The sequence below is a fragment of the Salegentibacter mishustinae genome, from assembly GCF_002900095.1.
In the GTDB taxonomy this organism is placed as follows: Bacteria; Bacteroidota; Bacteroidia; order Flavobacteriales; family Flavobacteriaceae; genus Salegentibacter; species Salegentibacter mishustinae.
In genome coordinates this window covers 2,771,068-2,793,904 of the sequence record NZ_LLKN01000002.1, presented here as the reverse complement: position 1 = coordinate 2,793,904, position 22,837 = coordinate 2,771,068, and the positions used below count along the sequence as shown (strand labels likewise).

The following is a 22,837-nucleotide window of genomic DNA, read 5'->3' as shown; positions in this document are numbered from 1 at the left end:
ATTCCATACGTTTACTAAACAAGCACGCATTGCTTTAACATAATATCTACTTTTACTTTAAATTAGAGCAAGTGGCAGCTACACCTTAATTGGTATTACTTTCAAGGTAAATATTATGAGTAGGGTCGTGCTATTTATTTGAAGCTATGGTAGAGGTCACTTCTCTAATCTTTTTTTAATATTCCTCCTAAGAACAGATTTCCTTAACTTTATGATATTGAAATAAATATCATGAAAAATTATACTTCCGCTATTTTTATTACAATTTTGGTTTTATGTTTCTTTCAATGTAAGGGACAAAACAACAATTCCAATTCAAATTATACCTTTCAAAAAGGAAGTTTTGATGGGATTGGAAAATTTTATAAAGGCCGCGAGATTTCTCACGTGATGGGTTACCAGGGTATAAATTGGCTGGAACGTCCAGAACGTGAAAAGGAAGAAAATACCAGTAGGCTTATTAAAAATATGAATATCGCTCCCGACGACACTATCGCCGATATTGGTGCCGGTTCTGGTTACCACGTGTTTAAAATGTTGCCACAAGTCCGCCTGTAAGCCTTTCCGCCTGCCTGAAGTCCTATGTCAACTTGTTTAAGATTTGCATAACCGATCATATCACCATCTTCGTAAACTATACCGTTACCTGAAGCACCGCCAATAATGTATGCACCTTTACCTACGTTAGGGAAGATTGCATATCCTACAGAATTATTGAACAATTCCTGTAGATTGTCATCAGCTTGAGTCATTGCCATCTTAGCTTCATTGGCATCTTGCCTTAGAGTGTCCCCGTCGCCCATATTTCCTGGACCACAACTAGTAATAGCTACAAATAGCATCAAAATACCTGTTTTTCCTAAAAATTCATTCCATTTTTTCATCATCAATCTATTTTTTGGTTGGTGACTAAAATAACAAGTGCTTAAAGATTAGGCTGTTAATTCAACGTTATTTGGGAATTCCTTAAAGTCTAATGTGAAAGAATGTTAACTGGAATAAACTAACTGGTGTTTGATTATAGAGAATGGAACACCTCTATTTTAATGATTTAAATAATGAATTTCAGAAAGTTCATTTAAATTCTTCGCAGCCTGTTCTGCGGTAATGTCGCGTTGGGGGCCGGCAAACATTTCGTAGCCCACCATAAATTTCTTAACTGTAGCCGATCTTAAAAGCGGCGGATAAAAACTCATATGAAAATGCCATTCGGGATACTCTTTGCTATCGGTGGGAATTTGATGAATACCGGAAGAATAGGGAAAAGAGGTTTCAAAAAGATTGTCGTATTTTATGGTAAGCTTTTTTATAATTGCCGCAAAAGCTTTTTCTTCTTCAGTATTTAACTGACCAATATGCTGATAATGTTTTTTCGGAATAATCATGGCTTCATACGGCCAAACCGCCCAATAGGGAATTAAAGCCACAAAATGCTCATTCTGTGCTAAAATGCGTTCATTTAGTTCTAATTCCTGCTTTAAATAATCGCCCAGCAAACTGCTTTTATTTTTGTTCCAATATTCTTTAAAATGTTTCGATTTCTTTGAAATTTCTGTCGGGATAGATTTTTGCGACCATATCTGCCCGTGAGCATGCGGATTGCTACAACCCATTATTTGACCTTTGTTTTCAAAGATCTGCACATAATTTATATCCTCTTTACCGCCTAGTTCGTGGTATTCCTTTTTCCAAAGTTTTACAACTTCAGTAATATCTTTTTCTTCCATTAATGGAAGGGTGAGAGAATGATCGGGAGAAAAACAAACCACTTTACAAATACCTGTTTCAGCTTCTGCTTTTAAAAGTCCGTTTTCAAAATCTTTTACCGGAGCTTTCGGGAGTAGAGAAGGGAAATCATTTTCAAAGGAATAAGCGCTTTTATAATCGGGATTGGTTTCTCCTCCGGCCCTGGAATTTCCTGGACATAAGTAGCAGGAGGGATCATATGTTTTCCGTTTTTCCACATTATTCTTTTCGGTTTTTCCCTGCCAGGGTCTTTTGGTGCGATGAGGTGAAACCAGGATCCATTCCCCGGTTAAAATATTATAGCGTCTATGTGGATGTTTGTTTATTTCGGTATCCATGATATTTATTTTAAAGCTTATAAAATTACCTCAAATCAAGCTTGAGAGGCTTTTTTTGATAATATTTTGTTTTCGGTTATCGAGTAATTTGAGTTCCTTCATCGGGAACCACTGTTATTGCAGTTGGTGTGATATCGAATTTTTTCTGATAAACCTTTTTTACTTCTTCAAAATAAGCATCAATTTCATCGGCTTCTATCAAGTTAATGGTGCAGCCCCCAAAACCACCGCCCATCATTCTGGAGCCATAAATAAAAGGTTTTTCTTCTGAAAAATCTACGAGGAAATCCAGTTCGGGGCAGCTCACCTCATACTGGTGCTGCAAGCCTCTATGGGAGGCGTACATCAACTTTCCAATGGTTTGCAGGTTTCCATCGCGCAAAGCCTTTTCGGTTTCTTGCACGCGTTCATTTTCTTCTAATACATACTGGCAGCGCTTAAAACCTATAGCGCCAATTTCTTCTTTGAATTCTTCTAGCATATTAAAAGAGACCTGTCTTAGTGATTTTACTGCTGAATATTTTTGCTGAATAACTGCCACCACATTTTCGCATTCCTGCCGCCGGCTGTTGTATTCGCTATCGGCCAGGTTATGAGCAACATTAGTGTTTAAAAGCAATAATTTGCAATGCTCAATTTTAGCCGGAATAAGCGTTGCTTCCAGCGACTCGCAATCGAGCTTGATGAAATGATCTTTTTTACTCATTACAGAAGCAAACTGATCCATAATTCCGCAGTTGCTGCCAACAAAATTATTTTCTGCTCGCTGGGAAAGTTTTACGATTTCCATTTGCGCCAGGTCTAAATTGAATAATGAATTTAAGCCTTCTGCAAAACCGCATTCTAGCGCTGCAGAAGAACTGATGCCAGCTCCAATAGGTAATTCGCTTTTCAAGATACAATCAAAACCCTGAAGTTGTTTGCCTAGCTTTTGAATTTCATCAATAACTCCTAACAAATAGTTTTCCCAGGAATTGGTACTTTTAGTTATCTTCTGAAGATTAAATTCTACATAAGCATCAAAGGTTTCGCTGTAAATTCGGACTAAATTTTTAGTGTTGTTCTTCCTGAATCTAAAATAAATTTTTTTGTCTATGGCCGCAGGTATTACAAAACCATTGTTGTAATCTGTATGCTCGCCAATTAAATTGATTCTTCCAGGAGAAGCTACTTTAATTTCCGCTTCAAAACTTTTAAAATCATCAGGTAGCTTGCTATTATTTTCTGCAGTTTTCAAAGGCAATTCTATTTAGAAGAATTTCAAAGATAATAAATGTATATTTTACGTTAATTATTCTTTCCTATTTTCTCACAATTCAGCGTGGCATGTGAATACCCTTTTAGGGGTTTAAGGATGAATATTTTGCTATCGCTAAAATTTCAAAAAAAGATCCTAAATTCTATGTTTGCCTAATTAAAAGAATAAAAAATCAGGCCTAAAATTCTCTTTCTTTAAAAAATCTTATCTTGGATTTTTTTCGAAGAAATATGCAGCAATTTGCCAATATTTTTATGCCTCTGTCTATTGCCTTAATTATGTTTGGGATAGGGCTGGAGCTTAATTTTAGTAATTTTAGAAGGGTTTTTACTCATCCTCGCGCAATTATAACCGGTCTTGCTTCCCAGCTTTTCTTGTTGCCTATTATAGCTTTCCTGCTAATTTATTTCTGGCCAATAGAAACCGTGTATAAAATTGGAATTATGTTGCTTGCCGCCTGTCCCGGCGGAACCGCCTCAAACCTGGTAACCAAAATGCTTAGAGGCAGGGTGGCGCTTTCTGTTTCGCTAACTGCTTTTAATAGTTTTATTATTCTATTCAGTATTCCGCTTGTGGTTCAATTCAGTTTTATGGTTTTCGGGGAAGAGGGGCAATCCTTTAGTCTCACCTTTGGCGAAACTATGAGTGATGTTTTATTTACCGTGATCCTTCCCGTAGTAGCGGGAATACTATTAAATGAATTCTTCGGACATAAGTTTGGAGATAAACTTCACAAGGCTTTACAATATATTCTACCCGGGATTATGTTACTTGCCTTTATTGTGGTCATCTTTTTTGATGAATCTCAAAAAAATGTAAAATACTTTGAGCATCTTAATCTTTTAATACCTCTAATAATTCTGAATTTTGCAACTATAATTATTGGTTATCTAGTTAGTAGGCGCCTAAAACTAAAACATAGCTCTGCATATACAATCGCTATTGAAATGGGATTGCAAAATAGTGTGCTCGCTCTCTTCATCGCTAACCAGGTTTTAAAAGACAAGGATATTAGCCTGGTTGCTATTCTTTATAGTAGTTTTTCCCTAATTTCAACTTTTGTAGGTGGGTGGATTTTGAAAAATTATTTCGGCAAGAAGGCTGATAGTAAGCTGAAATAAAAATACCGGCTACGAAAAAACTAAACAGACCCTACTCAATCTAGTCTCTCATTGTAGCCGGCATAATTTAATTGCCAAATTAAATAAGTGCAAATACAGATCTATTTGCTTCTATAGGTACAAATTTAAAGCTTTTGTTACGCGTAATTTTACGGATTTCCGTAAGACTTGCGCTAACCTGTTGATTATCAGTTTTTATTTCTCTAATATTTTTTCGAATCTATTTAGCAGTGAAATAGAAGGGCTTTCTGAGGAATAGTCAAATTCAAATAGCACTTTACTAAATAATCAAATAAACACTACCAATTTTTAATATCCAGATTCTGGGTAACAACCGAAGTTATGTTAATGGATATTTCGGTTTTAAAGCTCATAATGCCATTGATAATTCTATAAAACTAGTGAGCAACGGTAATTTCAATTTTAAGATAGATTCGGAATTGGATTAAAATGAAATTTTAAAAGTGTTTGATGTAGTTTGCTGAAGGCTTTAGATTTTATAGTAGAGCAAATCTGTAATACAATTTGAAGTTTTCAGCTTGATAAATTCTGAATTCCTTGGCCTGATTTCCAAAGTTTAATTTTATTTAACTGCGTTTTCAGATTTTTTCAGAAGAAAAAACTTATGTTGTTTAAAAACTAACCAACTTAAATTTTACATGATGAACGAGCTTTTTGAAGATGATAATATCAAACTTAACTTACCGGTGAAAATTAATTATCGGGTTTTAGAAGATGTTCTTCAGAAAAAATTGGTAGGCGAGCAAATAGGGATGGAAGACTCTAATGGCACGGTGAAAAACTATGTTGAAGTACTTGACGCTAATTTAGGAAAAAGCCAGCAGCCAAATTTTGATCTTACGCTTAATTTGAAATTGAAAACTCTAACCACCCTATTTAAGAATAAAGAGGTTAACCTGTTAGTGCATATTACCCTGGGATTTGATGAAGTAGATCAGGTAATAGATGTTAAGGAGTACGAACTGGAGGGCCAGAGTAAAAGCTGGTTAATTGATAATTCTATAGAAACCCTCGCCAATACTTTAATCTATAAAAAGATTAAAAATAAAATGAGGTTAGATCTTAAGCCACACATTAAAGAGCAACTGGGTAAAGTAAATGAAAAGCTTGGTGAGGAAATGGAAGCTGCACCGGGAGTTTTTCTTTCTGGCAATGTAAACATATTAAAGGTGGCTGAAATTATTCCAGGAGATACTTTATTGTTAATTCTTCTGGAAATTAGTGCTTATGGTTTTGTAGATATTAAAGAAATTAAGCTTTAGCTTCAAAAACTTCTAATATTTTCTCTAAGGCCATCGATCTGGAACCTTTAATAAGGATACTGCAATTTTCTAAATCGGCTAATTGTAGATGCTTTTTAATGTTCTCTGTATTTTCAAATTTAATGATATTCGGTTTGTTTGTGGTGGTCTTTTTAAACTGCTTTCCTACCAGGTAGATTTCAGAAATATCAGCATTTTCTAAAAAGTTTACGACTACCTGGTGTTCGGTTTCTGAAGCATTGCCGAGTTCACCCATATCTCCTAAAATCACAATTTTAGTAGTATTGGTTTTGACCTTGTTGAAATGCTGTAAAGACGCCATCATGCTCGTGGGATTCGCGTTATAGGCATCCAGGTAAATTTTGTTAGAACCACTTTCTATTATTTGCGAACGATTATTAGAAGGAATATAATTTTCTATAGCTTCTCTAATCTCATTCACTGGAACTTTAAAATACAAACCGATACATAGTGCTGCAGCCATATTTTTAGAGTTATAAGCCCCACTTAACTGACTTTTAAAAGTTGTATCGTTAAAGATTATTTTAGCTGCATTATCTGTTTCAGGGTAAGTTACTTTTACCTGAGCCTTCCTGTTGGTTCCAAAAGTGAAATTATGTTTATAGTTTATCTCGAGCCTTTGTACATCGTCGTCCAGGTTTAGAAAAATTAATCTTTTATTTTCTTTTAAATGTCGGTATAATTCAGTCTTTGCTTGTATTACTCCCTCTAAACTCCCGAATCCTTCCAGGTGGGCTTTTCCGAAGTTTGTGATAAACCCATAATCTGGCATCACTATATTAGAAAGAAACTCAATTTCACCGGGATGGTTTGCGCCCATTTCAATTAATCCTAATTCAGTTTCCTCATCCATTGCAAGTAAACTAAGTGGTACTCCAATATGGTTGTTGAGGTTTCCCTGTGTCGCAGTAACTGTGTATTTTTTAGAAAGCACATTATAGATAAGCTCCTTAGTAGTGGTTTTTCCATTACTACCGGTTATACCTATTATGGGAATACCCAGAAATTTTCTATGGAATTTAGCTAGCTTTTGAAGTGCCTCGAGACTGTTTTTAACAACAATGTATTCCTTATCATTCAACGCGGCGTCCTTATCGTCTACAATCGCGCAAATGGCTCCTTTTTCGATAGCTTGTGCTGCAAAGAGGTTACCGTTAAAATTAGCTCCTTTTAAAGCGAAGAAAATGCTTCCGGGTTTAATGTTTCGGGTATCGGTAGAAATTCCGGTGCTTACAAGAAATCTTTGGTGAATAATTGCTGTTTTCATATTGCGCTTTTCTAAGCCTTTATTTAACTTGTTAGAGGTCTTCAAAAATAAAGCTATAAAAAAAGCCCTAAACGAATAGGGCTTTTATCATAATTTTTAGAAGATTAGAATTTTCTAATTTCTTGCTTTCTTATTGTTATCTAAAGATTTTGAACCAACTCTAGACATGGCATTTCTAAATCCAATATAGTCTGTAGCCATATCCTGTGGGAAATATCTACGCTGTGCCGGGTCTAACCAATAAGCGCGATCTCTCCAGGAACCACCTTTGTAAACTCTAACCTCATCACTAATAAGGGTTGTTCTGTCTGCAGTGTCGTAACCGCGTTGTGCTACTCCTGTGCTATCTTTAGCTCCAGCTACATTATAAGTAGGGGAGTTGTACATACGTTGAGATTCGTCTTCAGCTTCCTGGTAAGATCTGTAATAACGGCTAGAGCTTTTATCTCCATCTCTAAAATTACGTTGATCACTATCAGTATAATTGGTTCGCATATAAGTGTCTTCTTCGCTAACAGGTATTTGTGCAATATCTCCAGGGTAGGATCTTGCAACCAGTCTTCCCGTAGCTAAAGTATCAAATTCAATTTCGTCTACTCCAACTACCTTTACGCTACCATCTTCGTTAATTGCATTTTTGGTGTATACATTTCCTCTGTAATAGTTGAAGTCGTTAAATTCATCATCAACTATTGGGCGGTAAACATCGGCTACCCACTCTGCTACGTTGCCGGCCATATCATAAAGTCCGAAATCATTAGGATCGTAAGATTTTACTTCAGCAGTAATATCAGCGCCATCATCACTCCAGCCTGCAATACCACCGTAATCTCCGTCACTTTGCTTAAAGTTGGCTAACTGGTCTCCCTGTTTTTTAACATCACCAGATCTGGTGTATTGACCATCCCACGGATATTTTTTTCTTCCTCTGTAAACATTATAATCTCTAATTCCTACTAAAGAAGATGCAGCATATTCCCATTCAGCTTCAGTTGGTAAACGGTATTCAGGTAACAAAACTCCATCTTTACGCTGAACATAAGTTTGTCCGCCAAGTGCATTTCCATCTGCATCGGTATTTTGATTATCAATCATATCCTGAGACTCGTCACCTCCCTGGCTAATTTCAGTATTACCTCCATAAGCCTTACTTGGCGCATTGAGGTAGGTTTCTGTATTAAACGTGGTTCCAGCCTGTACATCGGTTAAACGTGCTCCTTCTTTGGTGTAACCGCCTTCTTCTAAAAGAAGTTCGTTCACCCTGTCGGTTCTCCATTTACTGAATTCTACAGCTTGTATCCAGCTTACACCCACAACCGGGTAGTTTCCGTAAGCGGGGTGGCGTAGGTAGTTGTTTACCATTGTTTCATTATACCCAAGTCTGTTTCTCCAAACAAGAGTATCTGGCACGGCACCATTATAAATATTTCGGAAGTTTTCCTGTGTAGGAGGAAACACCTTTTTTAACCAATCAAGGTATTCCATATACATCATATTGGTAACTTCGGTTTCGTCCATATAAAAGGACTGAACATGTTGTTGGGTTGGAGTATTATTCCAATCGTGCATTACATCATCCTGCACCTGTCCCATAGTAAAGGTTCCACCCTCTACAAAAACCAGCCCGGGACCGGCTTCCTGTTCTTTGTAATCTGTATTGTATTGAAATCCGCCTTCATCTGAATTAATGTCCCATCCAGTTGCCCTGGATCTATCATCATAATCTCGGGAATTATTACAGCTTAGTAAACCAACGCTAAGCACGAGGGTTAAAAAGGCTCTAAAAGCAATATTGATTCTCATATTCATCATCTCTTTTGGTAGAAATATTAGGCTTTGCAATATAGTAATTAACGCTAAAAGTACAAGTTTATTTTATGTTGTCTCCAAGGTTCCAATTTTCTTTAAAGCCCTGATGACCTTAGGGCTTAGGATAGATTGAACGCTTAAAATGTATCTCCATACCCTTTTAATTTAACCTTATCTAGGGCTAGAAAGCAGCAAAATTAAATGATTTTTATTTAATTGAAGGTTGCTATGCTTAAAAAAAGTGCTTAAAATACCGGAGATACAATATTTTAGCTATTTCGCAGTTGTTATAGACCTACTCTAATTATTTTTGTCATTGTGGAAACTAAAAGTATTTCCTTTTTGTCAAATAGATTAATTTAAAACTTAAGGTCTTTTCTTAACAAGATTATTAGTATATATTTGTTAATCATTAACTAATATGATGAAAAAAATTACAATTTTATTGCTCGTGTTTGTTTTAGGCTCTCAGTTTAAAATGAATGCCCAGGAAGAAAGGGATAGGGTGATTACTACTGCGGTCCCTTTTTTACTTGTAGCAGCAGATGCCAGGGCAGCCGGTATGGGTGACCAGGGGGTAGCTACTTCACCCGATGTGTTTTCCCAACAATGGAATCCCGCAAAATATGCTTTTGCATCCAGCGAGCATGGAATAGGCTTCTCATATACACCGTATCTAAGTGATATTGTTAATGATATCTTTCTAGGGAATATTAGTTATTACCAGCGAATAAGCGATAGAAGTGCTTTTGCTTCCAGCTTACGATACTTTAGTTTGGGAAGTATAGAGAGGCGTTCTACTATAGAACAGGCGCCTTTAGTTGTGAATCCAAATGAACTTACTTTTGATCTTTCTTATTCTTTGCAATTGAGCGAAAATATCGCAATGGCGGTCGCCGGGCGTTATTTGCGTTCAGATCTGGGTTTACAAGACGAAGAAGATCTAGGTGCGGCCAATAGTTTTGGGGTAGATATTGCTGCTTTTTATCGAAGCGATCAATTAACTTATTCGGGTTTTGATGGAGTTTGGAAAGCAGGTGCTAATATCTCGAATATTGGTCCTAAGATGAAGTATGAAGATGCCGGCCAGGAAAATTTTATTCCTACTAATTTAAAAGTAGGAGGTGGTTTTGATTTTATCTTCGATATAGAAAATCGTTTAGGTGCTTACCTTGAATTTAATAAGCTGCTTGTCCCTACACCTAAAGATTTTAATAACGACGGCCAAATTGATGCAGAAGATGATGCTGAATATAACGACATTGGAGCTATAGAAGGAATTTTTACATCCTTTGGTGATGCTCCGGGTGGTTTTAGCGAAGAGCTTAGGGAAGTAACCTGGGCATTGGGAGCTGAATATATGTATCGCGAAGCTTTTGCTTTTCGTGCCGGTTATTTTAGCGAAAGTCTAACCAAAGGTTCCAGGAGATTTGTTTCTTTTGGAGCAGGTTTTGAATATGAAAGAGTAAATATAGATATCTCTTATTTATTTTCTACCTCGCCGGTACCAAGTCCTTTAGAAGGAACCCTTCGTTTTGGGTTGACATTTAACTTTGGGGATCAATACTCGGTTTATTAATTTCTTTTCAGAAATACTGTTTTAAATTAATATTTGCTGCCAGAAAGGTTTCTATTATCTTTCCCTTCCAATATTTTTTATATGAAACCATTAAAAGTCACCTCTAATTTTGAGGTTTATGATGCTGTAGAAGAACTTCCAGAAACTATTCAGGATTTAATGAAAGAAGCAGTTTTGGCAAGAGATAATGCATACGCGCCCTATTCTCGATTTAAAGTTGGTGCTGCTTTGGTCTTAGATAATCAAGAAGTTGTTACCGGTAGCAATCAGGAAAACGCATCCTATCCTTCAGGATTGTGTGCAGAGCGTACTGCTATTTATTACGCCGGCGCCAGGTATCCTAAGTCGCAAATTAAAAATATTGCTATTTCGGCAAAATCTATGAAGCATAAAGTTGATGCTCCTGTACCGCCTTGCGGCGCCTGTAGGCAGGCATTAGTGGAATATGAGGTGAAACAGAAAGCGGAAATTGCAGTATATTTTATGGGTGAAAGCGGCAAAGTGATGAAGGCAAATTCTATAAAAGATTTACTACCTTTAATATTCGATAATTCGGCCTTATAACGTTTTCGTTATTTTTGCTTAAAAACTGTTTTCCATTCTTATTGAAAATAGTATTTTTGTTATCCGCTTGGCAAACCCTATCTGTCTGGCCTAAAATTAATAAGTTAAATGAAGAAAGTAACAAAAGCCACGTATTTAAAGTGGTACGAGGATATGCTGTTTTGGCGTAAATTTGAAGACAAACTTGCGCAGGTTTACATTCAGCAGAAAGTAAGAGGTTTTTTGCATTTGTATAATGGGCAGGAAGCTATCCTGGCTGGAGCCCTTCATGTGATGGACCTGGAAAAGGATAAAATGATTACCGCTTATCGTAACCACGTGCAGCCAATAGGTTTGGGAGTAGATCCTAAGCGTGTTATGGCAGAACTTTATGGTAAAGGCACCGGTACTTCTCAGGGTCTTGGTGGTTCGATGCATATTTTCTCTAAAGAACATAACTTTTATGGAGGTCACGGTATTGTAGGTGGGCAAATTCCACTTGGTGCAGGGCTTGCTTTTGCAGATAAATACTTTAAGCGCGAAGCGGTAACCCTTACCTTTTTAGGAGACGGTGCTGCCAGACAGGGTTCTCTTCACGAAACTTTAAATATGGCCGTTAAATGGAATTTACCGGTGGTATTTTGTGTAGAGAATAACGGTTATGCAATGGGTACATCTGTAGCCAGAACTGCAAAAGGAACAGATATCTGGAAACTTGGTAATGGTTACGAAATGCCTTGTGGTCCTGTAGATGCTATGGATCCTATTAAAGTTGCAGAAGCTTTAGATGAGGCAATTAAAAGAGCTAGAAAAGGTGACGGACCAACATTTTTAGAAATGAAAACTTACCGTTACCGTGGTCACTCTATGAGTGATGCTCAAAAATATAGAACAAAAGAAGAAGTTGCAGAATATCAGGAATTAGATCCAATCACTAAAGTATTGAATGTAATTAAGGATAAAAAGTATGCTTCAGAAGATGAAATAAAAGAGATCAACAAACGCGTTAAAGACAAGGTGTCTGAATGTGAGAAATTCGCAGAAGAATCAGACTTCCCAGATAAAAACGTGATGTATGATGTTGTTTACGAACAAAAAGATTATCCGTTTTTAGCACATAAACCTCAGTAAATTATGGCAGAAGTAATAAACATGCCGCGTTTGAGCGACACCATGGAAGAAGGTGTTGTTGCGAAGTGGTTAAAGCAAAAAGGTGATAAAGTTGAAGAAGGTGATATCCTTGCTGAAATTGAAACCGATAAAGCTACAATGGAGTTTGAGTCTTTCTATGAAGGAACTTTACTTCACATAGGTATTGAAGAGGGCGAAACCGCTCCCGTAGATACTTTGCTTGCTATTATTGGAGAGGAAGGCGAAGATATTTCAGAATTACTGAAAGGCGGCGGAGATGCCGATAAAGATAAAGAAGAAGACACTTCAGATTCTGATGAAGACGAGGGCGAAGATGAAGCTGAAAGTGATGGTGATAGCGACGATGGGGGAATTCCTGAAGGCGTAGAAATCATTACTATGCCTCGTTTAAGCGATACCATGGAAGAAGGTACCGTGGCTTCGTGGTTGAAGAAAGAAGGTGATAAAGTTGAAGAAGGTGATATTCTGGCCGAGATCGAAACTGATAAGGCCACTATGGAATTCGAATCTTTTTACGAAGGAACTTTGCTTAAAATTGGTCTTGAAGAAGGGGAAACTGCTAAAGTAGATAGTCTATTAGCGATTATTGGGCCAGAAGGAACAGATGTTTCTAATGTTTCAGTAGACGGAAAGTCTAAAAAGAAATCTTCAGAAAAACCAGGGAAAAAAGACGATAAAAAAGAAGAAAAATCTGAAGAAAAAGAAAGTAAGTCTTCAGAAAAGAAATCTTCAGGTTCATCTAAAGATAGTGGAAGAATATTTGCTTCTCCACTGGCTAAGAAAATGGCAGAAGATAAAGGTATAAATCTTTCAGATGTTGAAGGTAGCGGCGGCAATGGCCGTATCGTGAAGAAAGACATTGAAGATTATAAACCTTCAGAGAAACCTGCTGAAGCAAAATCTGAAACTAAAGATACAGCTGCTGCACCACAACCTTACGTGCCTGCAGGAGAAGAAAGCTTTGAGGAGATTAAAAATTCTCAAATGCGTAAAACTATTGCGAAGAGACTTGGGGAATCTAAGTTTAACGCGCCACATTACTATTTAACTATAGAGGTGGATATGGCGAATGCAATGGCTTCTCGTAAGCAGATCAACGAAATGCCAGATGTTAAGGTTTCCTTTAATGATATGGTGATAAAAGCCAGTGCAATGGCGCTTCGTAAGCACCCGCAGGTAAATAGCCAGTGGACAGGAGAATCTATGAAAATTGCTAAACACATTCATATGGGTGTTGCTGTAGCGGTAGAAGAGGGTCTTGTTGTTCCTGTGTTAAAATTTGCCGATCAAATGTCTATGACCCAAATTGGGAATAATGTAAAAGACGTTGCCGGGAAAGCCAGAAGCAAGAAGTTACAACCAAAAGATATGGAAGGAAGTACTTTTACCGTATCTAATCTTGGAATGTTTGGTATTGTTGAGTTTACAAGTATCATTAACCAACCAAACTCTGCAATTCTTTCTGTAGGAACTATCGTTGAAAAACCAGTAGTGAAAAATGGAGAGATTGTAGTTGGAAATACAATGAAGTTAACACTAGCCTGCGATCACAGAACGGTAGACGGTGCAACCGGTGCTGCTTTTTTGAAAACGCTTAAAACTTACCTGGAAAATCCGGTAACTATGTTAGCGTAACTCAGGTTTATAATAACTAATTATTAAAATCCCGCACACTTGCGGGATTTTTTTATCTTTAACGGTATGAGAAAAATTACTTTAAGTTTTACGATACTTGCAGCTTCCCTGCTTACTATTTCCTGCGGAAATTCACAAGCGGTTCAATCTTCCCAGGAAGTAAAAACCAGTTTAAATGTCAATGTTCAGCAAAATGAAGTTGAAGCGTTACTGAATTATTTGTCTTCAAACGAATTAGCAGGAAGGCAAACCGGTACAGAAGGAATTGAGCTTGCCGCGCAAAGAATCGAAAAGGTTTTTGAGGCGAATGGCATCCAAAAATATTTTGATACCTATCGCCATAATTTTGAAATAAACGGCGTTGAAGGATTTAATATTGTTGGAATGTTGGAAGGCAATGATCCTAAGCTGAAGGATGAGTTTATCGTTTTGGGAGCGCATTACGATCATATTGGAATCCAGGAACCCATAGAAGGAGATTCTATTGCCAATGGAGCTAACGATAATGCTGCTGGAACGGTTGCAGTTGTAGAGCTGGCTAAGAAATTTGCCAAAATAGATAATAATAAACGAAGCATTATGTTCGTGTTATTTTCTGCGGAAGAAATGGGGCTGGTAGGTGCAAAGAGAATCGCACAGGAACTTAAAGAAGATAAATTGGATTTATACGCTTTATTCAATTTTGAAATGATTGGCGTACCAATGAATAATAAAGATTATATAGGTTATCTCACCGGTTACGAAAACTCTAATTTCGCTGAAAAATTCAATGAATATTCTGGAGAAAAAGTGCTTGGGTTTTTACCGCAGGCTAAAGAATATAATCTATTTAAAAGAAGCGATAACTACCCGTTTTTCGAAGAATTTAATGTGCCTGCACAAACAATTTCAACGTTCGATTTTACTAATTACGATTACTATCACCACGTTGCAGATGAAGCCGAAAAGCTTGATTTAGCGCATATGACCAACGTAATAGAAAGTGTGATTCCGGGAATATTGAAAATGGCCAATACACCTGAAAAGGAAATAAAATTAAACAAACAGGTTTCGGAGTAATACCAACATAGTTCAAATAGAATCTGTTAGAAATTTATTTAACTGAGATTAAAAGATTATTAAAAAAATGAAACATATTGTCATAACAGGAACCAGCCGTGGGATGGGGTACGAAATGGTGAAGCTCTTTGCTGAAAAAGGGTACAAAGTACTGGCGCTTTCCCGAAATGATAAACCGGTTTCTGAGTTAAATTTAGAAAATGTAACTGCTATATCTTGCGATATTTCCAAAGCTGAAGATCTCGAAAAAGTTTCAGCGTTTGTAGAGACCAAATGGAAACAGGTAGATGTTTTAATAAACAACGCCGGTGCACTTATTAATAAAGATTTTGAAAAAATTTCAGCTGAAGAATTTCAGCAGATATATAGTACCAATGTTTTTGGAGTAATTGGTTTAACTCAAAAAATGTTGCCCTTTATGAAAAAAGATGCGCACGTGGTGAATATTAGTACCATGGGCGGTGTACAGGGTAGTGTGAAATTTCCTGGACTTTCAGCTTATAGTTCCAGTAAAGCGGCAGTAATTACATTAACCGAGCTTTTAGCCGAAGAATACAAAGAAAAGGGACCTTCATTTAATGTACTTGCTCTTGGTGCTGTACAAACCGAAATGCTGGAAGAAGCATTTCCTGGCTTGGAAGTTCCGCTTTCAGCAAAAGATATGGCCGAGTATATTGCCAATTTTAGCCTTACAGGACATAAATTTTATAATGGTAAATTGCTCCAGGTTTCTAACAGTACGCCGTAGCCAATGAGAGAAATCCTTGAAAGATATATTCCAGAACGAGCCGTTTCTCCAGTGTTTGAAATGATAAAGGACAATAATGTTCATTTAAAAATTGTAAATGAACGTAAGACAAGGCACGGCGATTATCGCAGAATGCCAAATGGGGCGCAACAAATTACGGTTAATGCCAATTTAAATAAATATCGTTTTTTAATTACTTTAGTTCATGAGATCGCCCATTTGTTAGCTTTTGAGAAATTTGGAAGGCAAATAAAGCCCCACGGGCAGGAGTGGAAATTTACTTTCAGGGAATTAATGTTGCCTTTTATTAGGCCCGAAATTTTTCCTTCAGGATTACTTCCTTTAATTGCGCAGCATTTTAGAAATCCTAAAGCCAGTAGCGATACCGATGCAAAATTATCTGTAGCGCTCAAAACTTTTGATCCTGAGAACGATAAAAATTATATTTTTGAAATCCCGCTTGGAGGAATTTTTAGAATCTATAATGGGAAAACGTTTAAAAAAGGGGAAAGAAGAATAAAACGCTACGAATGTCTGGAAGTAGACACGGGTAAAATTTATTTGTTTCAACCCAATGCAGAAGTAGAGTTGCTCAAAAATTAATTCCTTTTTTTATGAAAAACACAAATCACTACGCAATCTTAATGGCTGGTGGAATTGGTTCACGGTTCTGGCCAGTAAGTACTACTCAATATCCTAAGCAATTTCAGGATATTTTGGGCGTGGGATCTACACTTATACAAACTACTTTTCATCGTTTGGCGAAGCTAATGCCTTTAGAAAATATCATAATTCTTACCCATAAAGATTATAAGGAATCTGTAAAAGAGCAATTGCCGCAGGTTGAGGATGATCAAATTGTACTGGAGCCCGAGATGCGGAATACCGCTCCCAGTATTTTATTGGGGGCCTTGAAGATTAAAAAGAAGAATAAAGACGCCTTAATTTTAGTGGCGCCCAGCGACCACTGGATTCAGGGAGATACTGCATTTCAGGAAAATATTGAAGAAGCTTTTCAAATTGTAGCTTCAGAAGATAAATTAATTACCCTGGGAATCGAGCCTACTTTTCCCAATACTGGTTATGGATATATTCAATATAAAAAAGATGATGCTGAAGGTGCTAAACCGGTATTAAAGTTCACCGAAAAGCCTTCTTTTAAAAAGGCAGAAACTTTTATTGAAGAAGGCAATTACGTTTGGAACGCGGGCATATTTATATGGAGTGCTGCTTTTATTGTAGAGAGTTTTCAAAAATATCATCCCGAAACTTTCAGGCTTTTTGAGAAAGGGAGCGAGTTTTATAATACCGAAAAAGAACTGGAGTTTTTAGAGGAAAATTATCATAAAGCCCAAAATGTTTCTATAGATTACGCTATTATGGAAAAGTCTGATAGTGTATATGTGATTCCGGCGAAATTTAAATGGAACGATCTGGGTACCTGGAAGTCGTTGGAAGATGAATTACCGCAAGACGAAAACCAAAATACCATGGTAAACGGAAGATTGCTACCTTTAAATTCTACCGGAAATATCATTAAAACTCAAAACAATAAAGTAGTTGTTCTGGATGGCTTGAATGATTTTGTGGTAGTAGAAGATGATAGAGTATTGTTAATTACTCCGAAAAAGAAAATACAGGAAATCAAGGCGCTTCGCGAAAAAGCTATTGAGAAATTTGGAGAAGATCTAGGTTAAAATTATATGGATAATAATCAAAAGCCTGAAAGTAATAAATCTCTGCCTCCGCACGAGAAATCTGAAGATTTGGGGGCAAATGCAAAAGGGATCTGGCAGAACATAAAAGCGCTTATAAGAGAGTTACTGGAAATTCGGCATGATACCGATAGAGAATCCACCATAGAGGCTGTAAAAAAGGATATCTCGTTTAAAGGTCATAATGCCTGGATTCTTATATTTTCCATTTTTGTGGCCTCTATTGGTCTAAATGTAAGTAGTACAGCAGTTGTTATTGGTGCGATGCTTATCTCACCTCTAATGGGGCCAATAGTTGGTGTGGGAATGTCTGTTGCGATAAATGACGTACTTACTTTAAGAAAGTCTTTTATCAATCTTGGTTTAATGGTGGGTTTAAGTGTACTTACCGCTTATATTTATTTTCTCGTTTCGCCGGTGAAAGAAGAAACACCCGAACTTATAGCCCGAACTTATCCAACAATTTTAGATGTTTTGGTTGCTATTTTTGGTGGATTGGCACTAATCGTAGCTAAAACAAAAAAGGGGACCATAGCCAGTGTGATTCTTGGTGTTGCGATTGCAACTGCACTTATGCCACCTTTATGTACTGTAGGCTACGGTTTGGCAATTGGAAACTGGTCTTATGCTGGTGGCGCTTTGTATCTTTTTTCAATTAACGCGGTATTTATCGCCCTTTCAACTTTTGTGGTAACTAAAGTTCTTGGTTTTCCTCTGGTGAAATATGTAAATAGTAAAAGACGAAGAAGAACCGCCCAAATAGCATCTACCATCGCCGTAATTGTCATGATTCCCAGTGTGATTTTGTTTGTATTCCTGCTTCAGGAGCAACTATTTGAATCTAAAGCTAAAGACTTTATAGCTAACGTAATGAGGTATGATGGTACGGAAACCATAAAATCTTCCTACGATTATAAAGAGAAAAGCATTGAAGTATATTTAATTGGAAAGCGCGTACCTAAGACTATTATTACCACCTGGCAGAAACAATTAGAGGATATTGAGGCTTTAAAGGAAACTGAATTAGTGATACACCAGGGAGAAGATCCCAGTGGAGCAATAGATGAACTTTCTATGCAGGTTAGAAGTGGAATTCTGGAAGATCTTTATATGAAAAACCAGGAGCTTATTGAAAATAAAGACGAAAAAATAGCGCTATTGGAAAATGAAATTTCGAAATACCGGAACAGTAGTTTTTCTTTTAGCGACGTAAGCCAGGAGGCGAAAATAAATTATGATGGGATAGAAGAGTTAGGTTACTCTAACTTAATTACTACAAATTTCGCGAAAACAGATACTATCCCAACATTTACCGTAGGTTGGAAAGATGACTTAAAAACCAGCCAGATCTCGGAACAAAAACAACGTTTTGAAAGATGGTTAAAAGTTAGGTTGAAACTGGATACGCTTCAGGTGAAATCTGTTAATTAAAGTCCTTGTTGTTGCGCTTCTCTTACTTTCTGAAATAGGTTTGAAGAGTAAACAAAATCGGTTACGGTTTCGTCGTCGGTTTTAAAGATCTGTGATTTATCTCCTTTCCAGGCTAAAACTCCGTCTTTTAAAAAGGCGATGTTTTCTCCAATTTCTAAAACCGAATTCATATCGTGAGTAATGATAATTGTAGTGATATCGTATTCGTGCGTAATCTCCTGAATAAGATTGTCTATCACTGTAGCGGTTTTAGGATCCAATCCTGAGTTAGGTTCATCGCAAAACAAGTATTTGGGTCGGTTAACAATAGCTCGGGCAATAGAGACACGCTTCTGCATTCCACCGCTTATTTCAGAAGGCATTTTTTTCTCGTTACCATCAAGATTTACTCGGTTTAAAACCTCCTTAACTCGTTCTTTATTTTCCTTGTGTTGTTTTTTAGTGAACATTTTTAAAGGAAACATTACATTCTCTTCCACGGTCATAGAATCAAATAGAGCGCCGCCCTGAAAAACCATTCCTATTTGTTTACTAAGATCTTTGCGTTCATCTTCAGTAAATTCACTATAAGGTTTTCCGTCATATTTTATAATTCCTTTTTCAGGAGTAAATAAACCTAACATACATTTTAGGAGTACACTTTTCCCAGAACCAGATTGCCCTATAATAAGATTGGTTTTACTTTTTTCAAACTTAAAATCTATCCCTTTTAAGACTTCCTCGCCATCAAACGCTTTATGTAAATTTTCTACTTCTATCATTAGCTTAGTAATAATTGGGTTACTGCGTAATTTGTAATAATAATAACCACACTAGTCCAAACAAAAGAGGTGGTACTGGCTTCACCAACTTCTAGCGCGCCACCTTTCATATAATAGCCGTGGTAAGCAGGAACGGTGGCCAAAATAAAGGCGAATAAAAATGTTTTAATAAAGGCGTAAACAAGGTGAAATGGTATAAAATCTTCCTGAAGTCCCTGCACAAAAAGATCTGGGGGGACAAAACCTCCCATAACCGCTGCAGTATAAGCGCCAAGGATTCCCAGGAACATGGAAATAGCAATTACAAACGGATAAAAAAGCATTGCTACGATCTTAGGGAAAATAAGATAGTTTAAAGAATTAATACCCATCACTTCCAGAGCATCAATCTGTTCGGTAACGTTCATAGAGCCAATGCTGGAGGTGATATAAGAGCCCACTTTACCCGCCATAATAATGGAGATAAAAGTAGGAGCAAATTCAAGAATTATAGATTGCCTTGCCGCATATGCTACCAGGGATTTTGGTATTAATGGATTATTTAAATTTAACGCGGTTTGCAAAGCCACTACAGCTCCAATAAAAAAGGATAAAAAAGACACGATTCCCATCGAGCCAATAATTAGGTCGTCTATTTCTTTAAGGATCAAACTTCTAAGAACCGATGTTTTTGTCATTCGGTGAAAAGTTCCTTTCAACATTAAAAAATATTCCCCAATGGAGTGTAGATAGTTCATTAAGCAATTTTTGTAAAGCTAAAATACTAAAAAATTACTCCAAAGTATTTAACGAAGAATTAATCTTTAGCCCAATAAGTTTAGTAATTTTGAGCTACTTCTATAAAACAATACAAGATGAAGCGATTAGCATTTTTACTATTTACAGGATTATTAACCTTTCAGGCTTTTTCTCAGGAAAAGTCCCAGGAGCAACCCAAGCTGGTAGTAGGAATTGTAGTGGACCAAATGCGCTATGATTATCTTACCCGATTTTGGGATCGATTTGGAGAAGATGGATTTAAGAAATTAGTAAATGAAGGTTACAACTTTAAAAATAACCATTTTAATTATGTGCCTACTTATACCGGCCCTGGTCACGCCTCGGTTTATACAGGCACCAGCCCAATGAATCATGGAATTATAGGAAACGGCTGGTATGATAAATTTATCCACGAATCGGTTTATTGCGCAGGAGATGATTCGGTAGAGCCGGTAGGAACTGAAGATGATGCCGGGAAAATGTCTCCGCACAGGATGAAAACTACTACAGTGAGTGATGAAAACAGATTACATACCCAAATGCGCGGAAAAACCATTGGTGTTTCTATTAAAGATCGTGGCTCTATTCTGCCCGCCGGGCATACTGCCAATGCAGCTTACTGGTTTCATGGTGACGACGAAGGCAAGTGGATAACCAGTTCATATTATATGGAAGAATTGCCGCAATGGGTTAAAGACTTTAACGATTCAGACAAGGTAGAAGCTTATTTAAAACCATGGAATACTCTTTATGATATTGAAACCTATAAAGAAAGCGGAAGCGACAAGAATAATTTTGAAGGTGGTTTTAGAGGAAAAGAAGATGCCACCTTTCCCTATGATTTAGCTGAATTAAGCAAAGAAAACGGTGGATTCGATATCATTGAAAATTCAGCTTATGGGAATGATATTACTCTCGAATTTGCTTTGGCGGCAATTGAGGCTGAAGAATTGGGACAGGATGTTGATACCGATTTCCTTACCCTAAGTTTTTCAAGTACCGATAAGATAGGTCACAATTTTGGAGTGAACTCTAAAGAAATTCAGGATACTTATCTGCGGCTTGATAAAAATATAGCGCAACTATTAGAAGAATTAAATGAGCAAGTTGGAGAAGGTAATTATACAATTTTTCTATCGGCAGATCACGGTGGGGGAGATGTTCCGGCTTATCTTGATTCTGTAAATATTCCAGCAGGCTATTTTGAGTCTGATGAGTTTAGAGAAGAGCTTGAGCAATTTGTCTCTGAAGAATTTGATGAAGATGAGCTTATAGAAAGCGTCTATAACAATCAGATTTTCTTTAATTACGAAGTGATGGAAGAAGCAGAAATTAGCTCCTCAGAGTTACAATCTAAAATGGCGCATTATATTCTTCAATTAGATCAAATAGATAAAGTATATACCAGAGATCAGCTTAGCAGCGGTAGCTTTGTGTCTGGAGCAGCTGTAGCTATTCAAAACGGATTTAATCAAAAAAGAAGTGGAGATGTGGTTTATGTTTTAGATCCTGCAACTATCGTATATTCAAGAACGGGTTCTACCCACGGTAGTGGTTTGATGTATGATACTCACGCTCCTTTAATTTTCTACGGAAACGGAGTGAAAAAGGGCAGCACAACCCAAAGAACAGAAATTGTTGATATCGCACCAACGTTATCGGCACTTTTAGGTATCTCATTCCCTAGCGGAACTACTGGAAAACCATTGTATATGATGCTAGATGCTGAAGAAACTGAGGTTTCAGAATAATTTCTCCTGCATTTTTTTCCAGCGAAGATTTTTAATAAAACGGCCTTCATCTTTACTAACAAGATAAGGTCGTTTTTCATTTTTAGCATATAAGAATCCCGTGATACAATCTATAAAAAAGCTAAAGTCTTTCTTTTTAAATGCAAGTTTAGCTGAAGCTATAAAAGTGATCACAAGGCCATATCTCAAGCTGTAAAAAGCTTCGCCCTGCTTATATTTTGAAGTTTTGGTGTAGTTTTTTCCGGTAGGTTTAAGGTGTTTTACCCTTAGGTTTTCATCGGTTTTTATTTCCCAACCGTGATACTGAGCAAGTAGTTCATCTGCGGTGTCCCATCCCATAGCCGGTTTAAGACCACCAATATCCTTAAAGCAGTCTTTTCGATAAACTTTTAACGCACCGCGAATATGATCCTTTCCTGTTAGATTTTCCAGGATCCATTCTCCATTTTTCTCAATTTCACAGAATCCGCCTACCATCCCGGTTCTGGGATTTTGATCAAAAAGAAGGCTAATTTTTTCTAAATAATCCTTTGGAAAGATTAGATCGGCATCAAACTTACAAACAATATCAAAATTGTCGTCAAGTGTTTTAAAACCTATATTAAAAGCGTTTACAACTTTGCTACCGGGCAAATGTTTGCCTTCTGAAGTATTTTTTATCAGTGATATTTCAGGATATTTTTTAGAAAATTCTGAGACTATTTCCGGAGTTTTATCAGTAGAACCATCATCTACGACTACAATTTTATGAGCCGGTTGACTTTGGCTGATTAAAGACTGAAGCGTCTCACCAATAAATTCAGCTTCATTATATGCCGGGATAATAATATAAATCTTCAAGTGGCGAAATTTAAAGGTTCT

General features: G+C 36.9%; 21 protein-coding genes. 13 read left to right on the top strand and 8 right to left on the bottom strand.

Features of this window, described 5'->3' with window-relative positions; all coding sequences use genetic code 11:
- The first annotated feature begins 231 nt into the window (after positions 1-231).
- Entirely contained in the window at positions 232-558 is a 327-nt protein-coding gene (locus APB85_RS17430; RefSeq protein WP_057482286.1) for a hypothetical protein, read from the top strand.
- Here the strand turns inward: APB85_RS17430 and APB85_RS15390 are convergent.
- The 3 genes from APB85_RS15390 to galK form a co-directional block, all read right to left on the bottom strand.
- Entirely contained in the window at positions 519-887 is a 369-nt protein-coding gene (locus APB85_RS15390; protein WP_057482285.1) for a lipid-binding SYLF domain-containing protein, read from the bottom strand. The genes APB85_RS17430 and APB85_RS15390 overlap by 40 nt on opposite strands.
- A 156-nt stretch (positions 888-1,043) precedes the next feature.
- On the bottom strand, positions 1,044-2,084 hold the full coding sequence (locus tag APB85_RS15385; protein WP_057482284.1) for a UDP-glucose--hexose-1-phosphate uridylyltransferase: 1,041 nt from the start codon (positions 2,082-2,084) through the stop codon (positions 1,044-1,046).
- Positions 2,085-2,160: 76 nt separating this feature from the next.
- Entirely contained in the window at positions 2,161-3,321 is a 1,161-nt protein-coding gene (gene galK, locus APB85_RS15380; protein ID WP_057482345.1) for a galactokinase, read from the bottom strand.
- Between the two features lie 251 nt (positions 3,322-3,572).
- Here galK and APB85_RS15375 point away from each other — a divergent pair, with 251 nt between their 5' ends.
- Together APB85_RS15375 and APB85_RS15370 are read left to right on the top strand one after the other, a co-directional pair.
- A complete protein-coding gene (locus APB85_RS15375) occupies positions 3,573-4,463 on the top strand; it encodes a bile acid:sodium symporter family protein (protein WP_057482283.1) in 891 nt (296 codons plus the stop codon).
- 659 nt (positions 4,464-5,122) lie between these two features.
- Positions 5,123-5,746 (top strand): DUF4403 family protein, encoded by a 624-nt coding sequence (locus APB85_RS15370; protein WP_083482211.1) that lies wholly within the window; start codon positions 5,123-5,125, stop codon positions 5,744-5,746.
- Here APB85_RS15370 and APB85_RS15365 read toward each other — a convergent pair.
- The gene (locus tag APB85_RS15365; RefSeq protein ID WP_057482344.1) at positions 5,736-7,034 is read right to left on the bottom strand and encodes a UDP-N-acetylmuramoyl-tripeptide--D-alanyl-D-alanine ligase; all 1,299 of its coding nucleotides are present in this window, start codon (positions 7,032-7,034) and stop codon (positions 5,736-5,738) included. The two genes, APB85_RS15370 and APB85_RS15365, sit on opposite strands and share 11 nt — an antisense overlap.
- 114 nt (positions 7,035-7,148) lie before the next feature.
- Positions 7,149-8,843 carry a gliding motility lipoprotein GldJ gene (gldJ, locus tag APB85_RS15360; protein WP_444544508.1) on the bottom strand — a complete coding sequence of 565 codons (1,695 nt, stop codon included), beginning with the start codon at positions 8,841-8,843 and terminating at the stop codon, positions 7,149-7,151.
- A gap of 424 nt (positions 8,844-9,267) precedes the next feature.
- Between gldJ and porV the strand changes: the two genes are divergently transcribed.
- The 9 genes from porV (at position 9,268) to APB85_RS15315 (ending at position 18,705) form a co-directional block, all read left to right on the top strand.
- On the top strand, positions 9,268-10,422 hold the full coding sequence (gene porV / locus APB85_RS15355) for a type IX secretion system outer membrane channel protein PorV (protein ID WP_057482280.1): 1,155 nt from the start codon (positions 9,268-9,270) through the stop codon (positions 10,420-10,422).
- Positions 10,423-10,503: 81 nt separating this feature from the next.
- Positions 10,504-10,986 carry a cytidine deaminase gene (gene cdd / locus APB85_RS15350; RefSeq protein WP_057482279.1) on the top strand — a complete coding sequence of 161 codons (483 nt, stop codon included), beginning with the start codon at positions 10,504-10,506 and terminating at the stop codon, positions 10,984-10,986.
- 108 nt (positions 10,987-11,094) lie between these two features.
- Positions 11,095-12,096: a pyruvate dehydrogenase (acetyl-transferring) E1 component subunit alpha gene (pdhA, locus tag APB85_RS15345; RefSeq protein WP_057482278.1), complete on the top strand. Its 1,002-nt coding sequence runs from the start codon at positions 11,095-11,097 to the stop codon at positions 12,094-12,096.
- A gap of 3 nt (positions 12,097-12,099) precedes the next feature.
- Entirely contained in the window at positions 12,100-13,752 is a 1,653-nt protein-coding gene (locus tag APB85_RS15340; RefSeq protein WP_057482277.1) for a pyruvate dehydrogenase complex dihydrolipoamide acetyltransferase, read from the top strand.
- A 66-nt stretch (positions 13,753-13,818) separates the two neighbouring features.
- A complete protein-coding gene (locus APB85_RS15335) occupies positions 13,819-14,811 on the top strand; it encodes a M28 family metallopeptidase (protein ID WP_057482276.1) in 993 nt (330 codons plus the stop codon).
- A 67-nt stretch (positions 14,812-14,878) separates the two neighbouring features.
- The gene (locus tag APB85_RS15330) at positions 14,879-15,559 is read left to right on the top strand and encodes an SDR family NAD(P)-dependent oxidoreductase (RefSeq protein WP_057482275.1); all 681 of its coding nucleotides are present in this window, start codon (positions 14,879-14,881) and stop codon (positions 15,557-15,559) included.
- 3 nt (positions 15,560-15,562) lie between these two features.
- Complete coding sequence (locus APB85_RS15325; protein ID WP_057482274.1) at positions 15,563-16,162, top strand: SprT-like domain-containing protein; 600 nt, start codon at positions 15,563-15,565, stop codon at positions 16,160-16,162.
- An 11-nt stretch (positions 16,163-16,173) separates the two neighbouring features.
- Positions 16,174-17,256 (top strand): mannose-1-phosphate guanylyltransferase, encoded by a 1,083-nt coding sequence (locus tag APB85_RS15320; protein ID WP_057482273.1) that lies wholly within the window; start codon positions 16,174-16,176, stop codon positions 17,254-17,256.
- A gap of 6 nt (positions 17,257-17,262) precedes the next feature.
- Positions 17,263-18,705, top strand: a complete 1,443-nt coding sequence (locus APB85_RS15315) for a DUF389 domain-containing protein (RefSeq protein WP_057482272.1) — start codon at positions 17,263-17,265, stop codon at positions 18,703-18,705.
- On the opposite strand, the gene APB85_RS15310 is transcribed toward APB85_RS15315, so the two are convergent.
- On the bottom strand, positions 18,702-19,466 hold the full coding sequence (locus APB85_RS15310) for an ABC transporter ATP-binding protein (protein WP_057482271.1): 765 nt from the start codon (positions 19,464-19,466) through the stop codon (positions 18,702-18,704). The genes APB85_RS15315 and APB85_RS15310 overlap by 4 nt on opposite strands.
- The gene (locus tag APB85_RS15305; protein WP_057482270.1) at positions 19,466-20,203 is read right to left on the bottom strand and encodes an MlaE family ABC transporter permease; all 738 of its coding nucleotides are present in this window, start codon (positions 20,201-20,203) and stop codon (positions 19,466-19,468) included. The genes APB85_RS15310 and APB85_RS15305 overlap by 1 nt, the downstream gene beginning before the upstream one ends.
- Before the next feature lie 117 nt (positions 20,204-20,320).
- Between APB85_RS15305 and pafA the strand changes: the two genes are divergently transcribed.
- The gene (pafA, locus tag APB85_RS15300) at positions 20,321-21,976 is read left to right on the top strand and encodes an alkaline phosphatase PafA (protein ID WP_057482269.1); all 1,656 of its coding nucleotides are present in this window, start codon (positions 20,321-20,323) and stop codon (positions 21,974-21,976) included.
- On the opposite strand, the gene APB85_RS15295 is transcribed toward pafA, so the two are convergent.
- Positions 21,968-22,816 (bottom strand): glycosyltransferase family 2 protein, encoded by an 849-nt coding sequence (locus APB85_RS15295; protein WP_057482268.1) that lies wholly within the window; start codon positions 22,814-22,816, stop codon positions 21,968-21,970. The two genes, pafA and APB85_RS15295, sit on opposite strands and share 9 nt — an antisense overlap.
- Between the last annotated feature and the right edge of the window lie 21 nt (positions 22,817-22,837).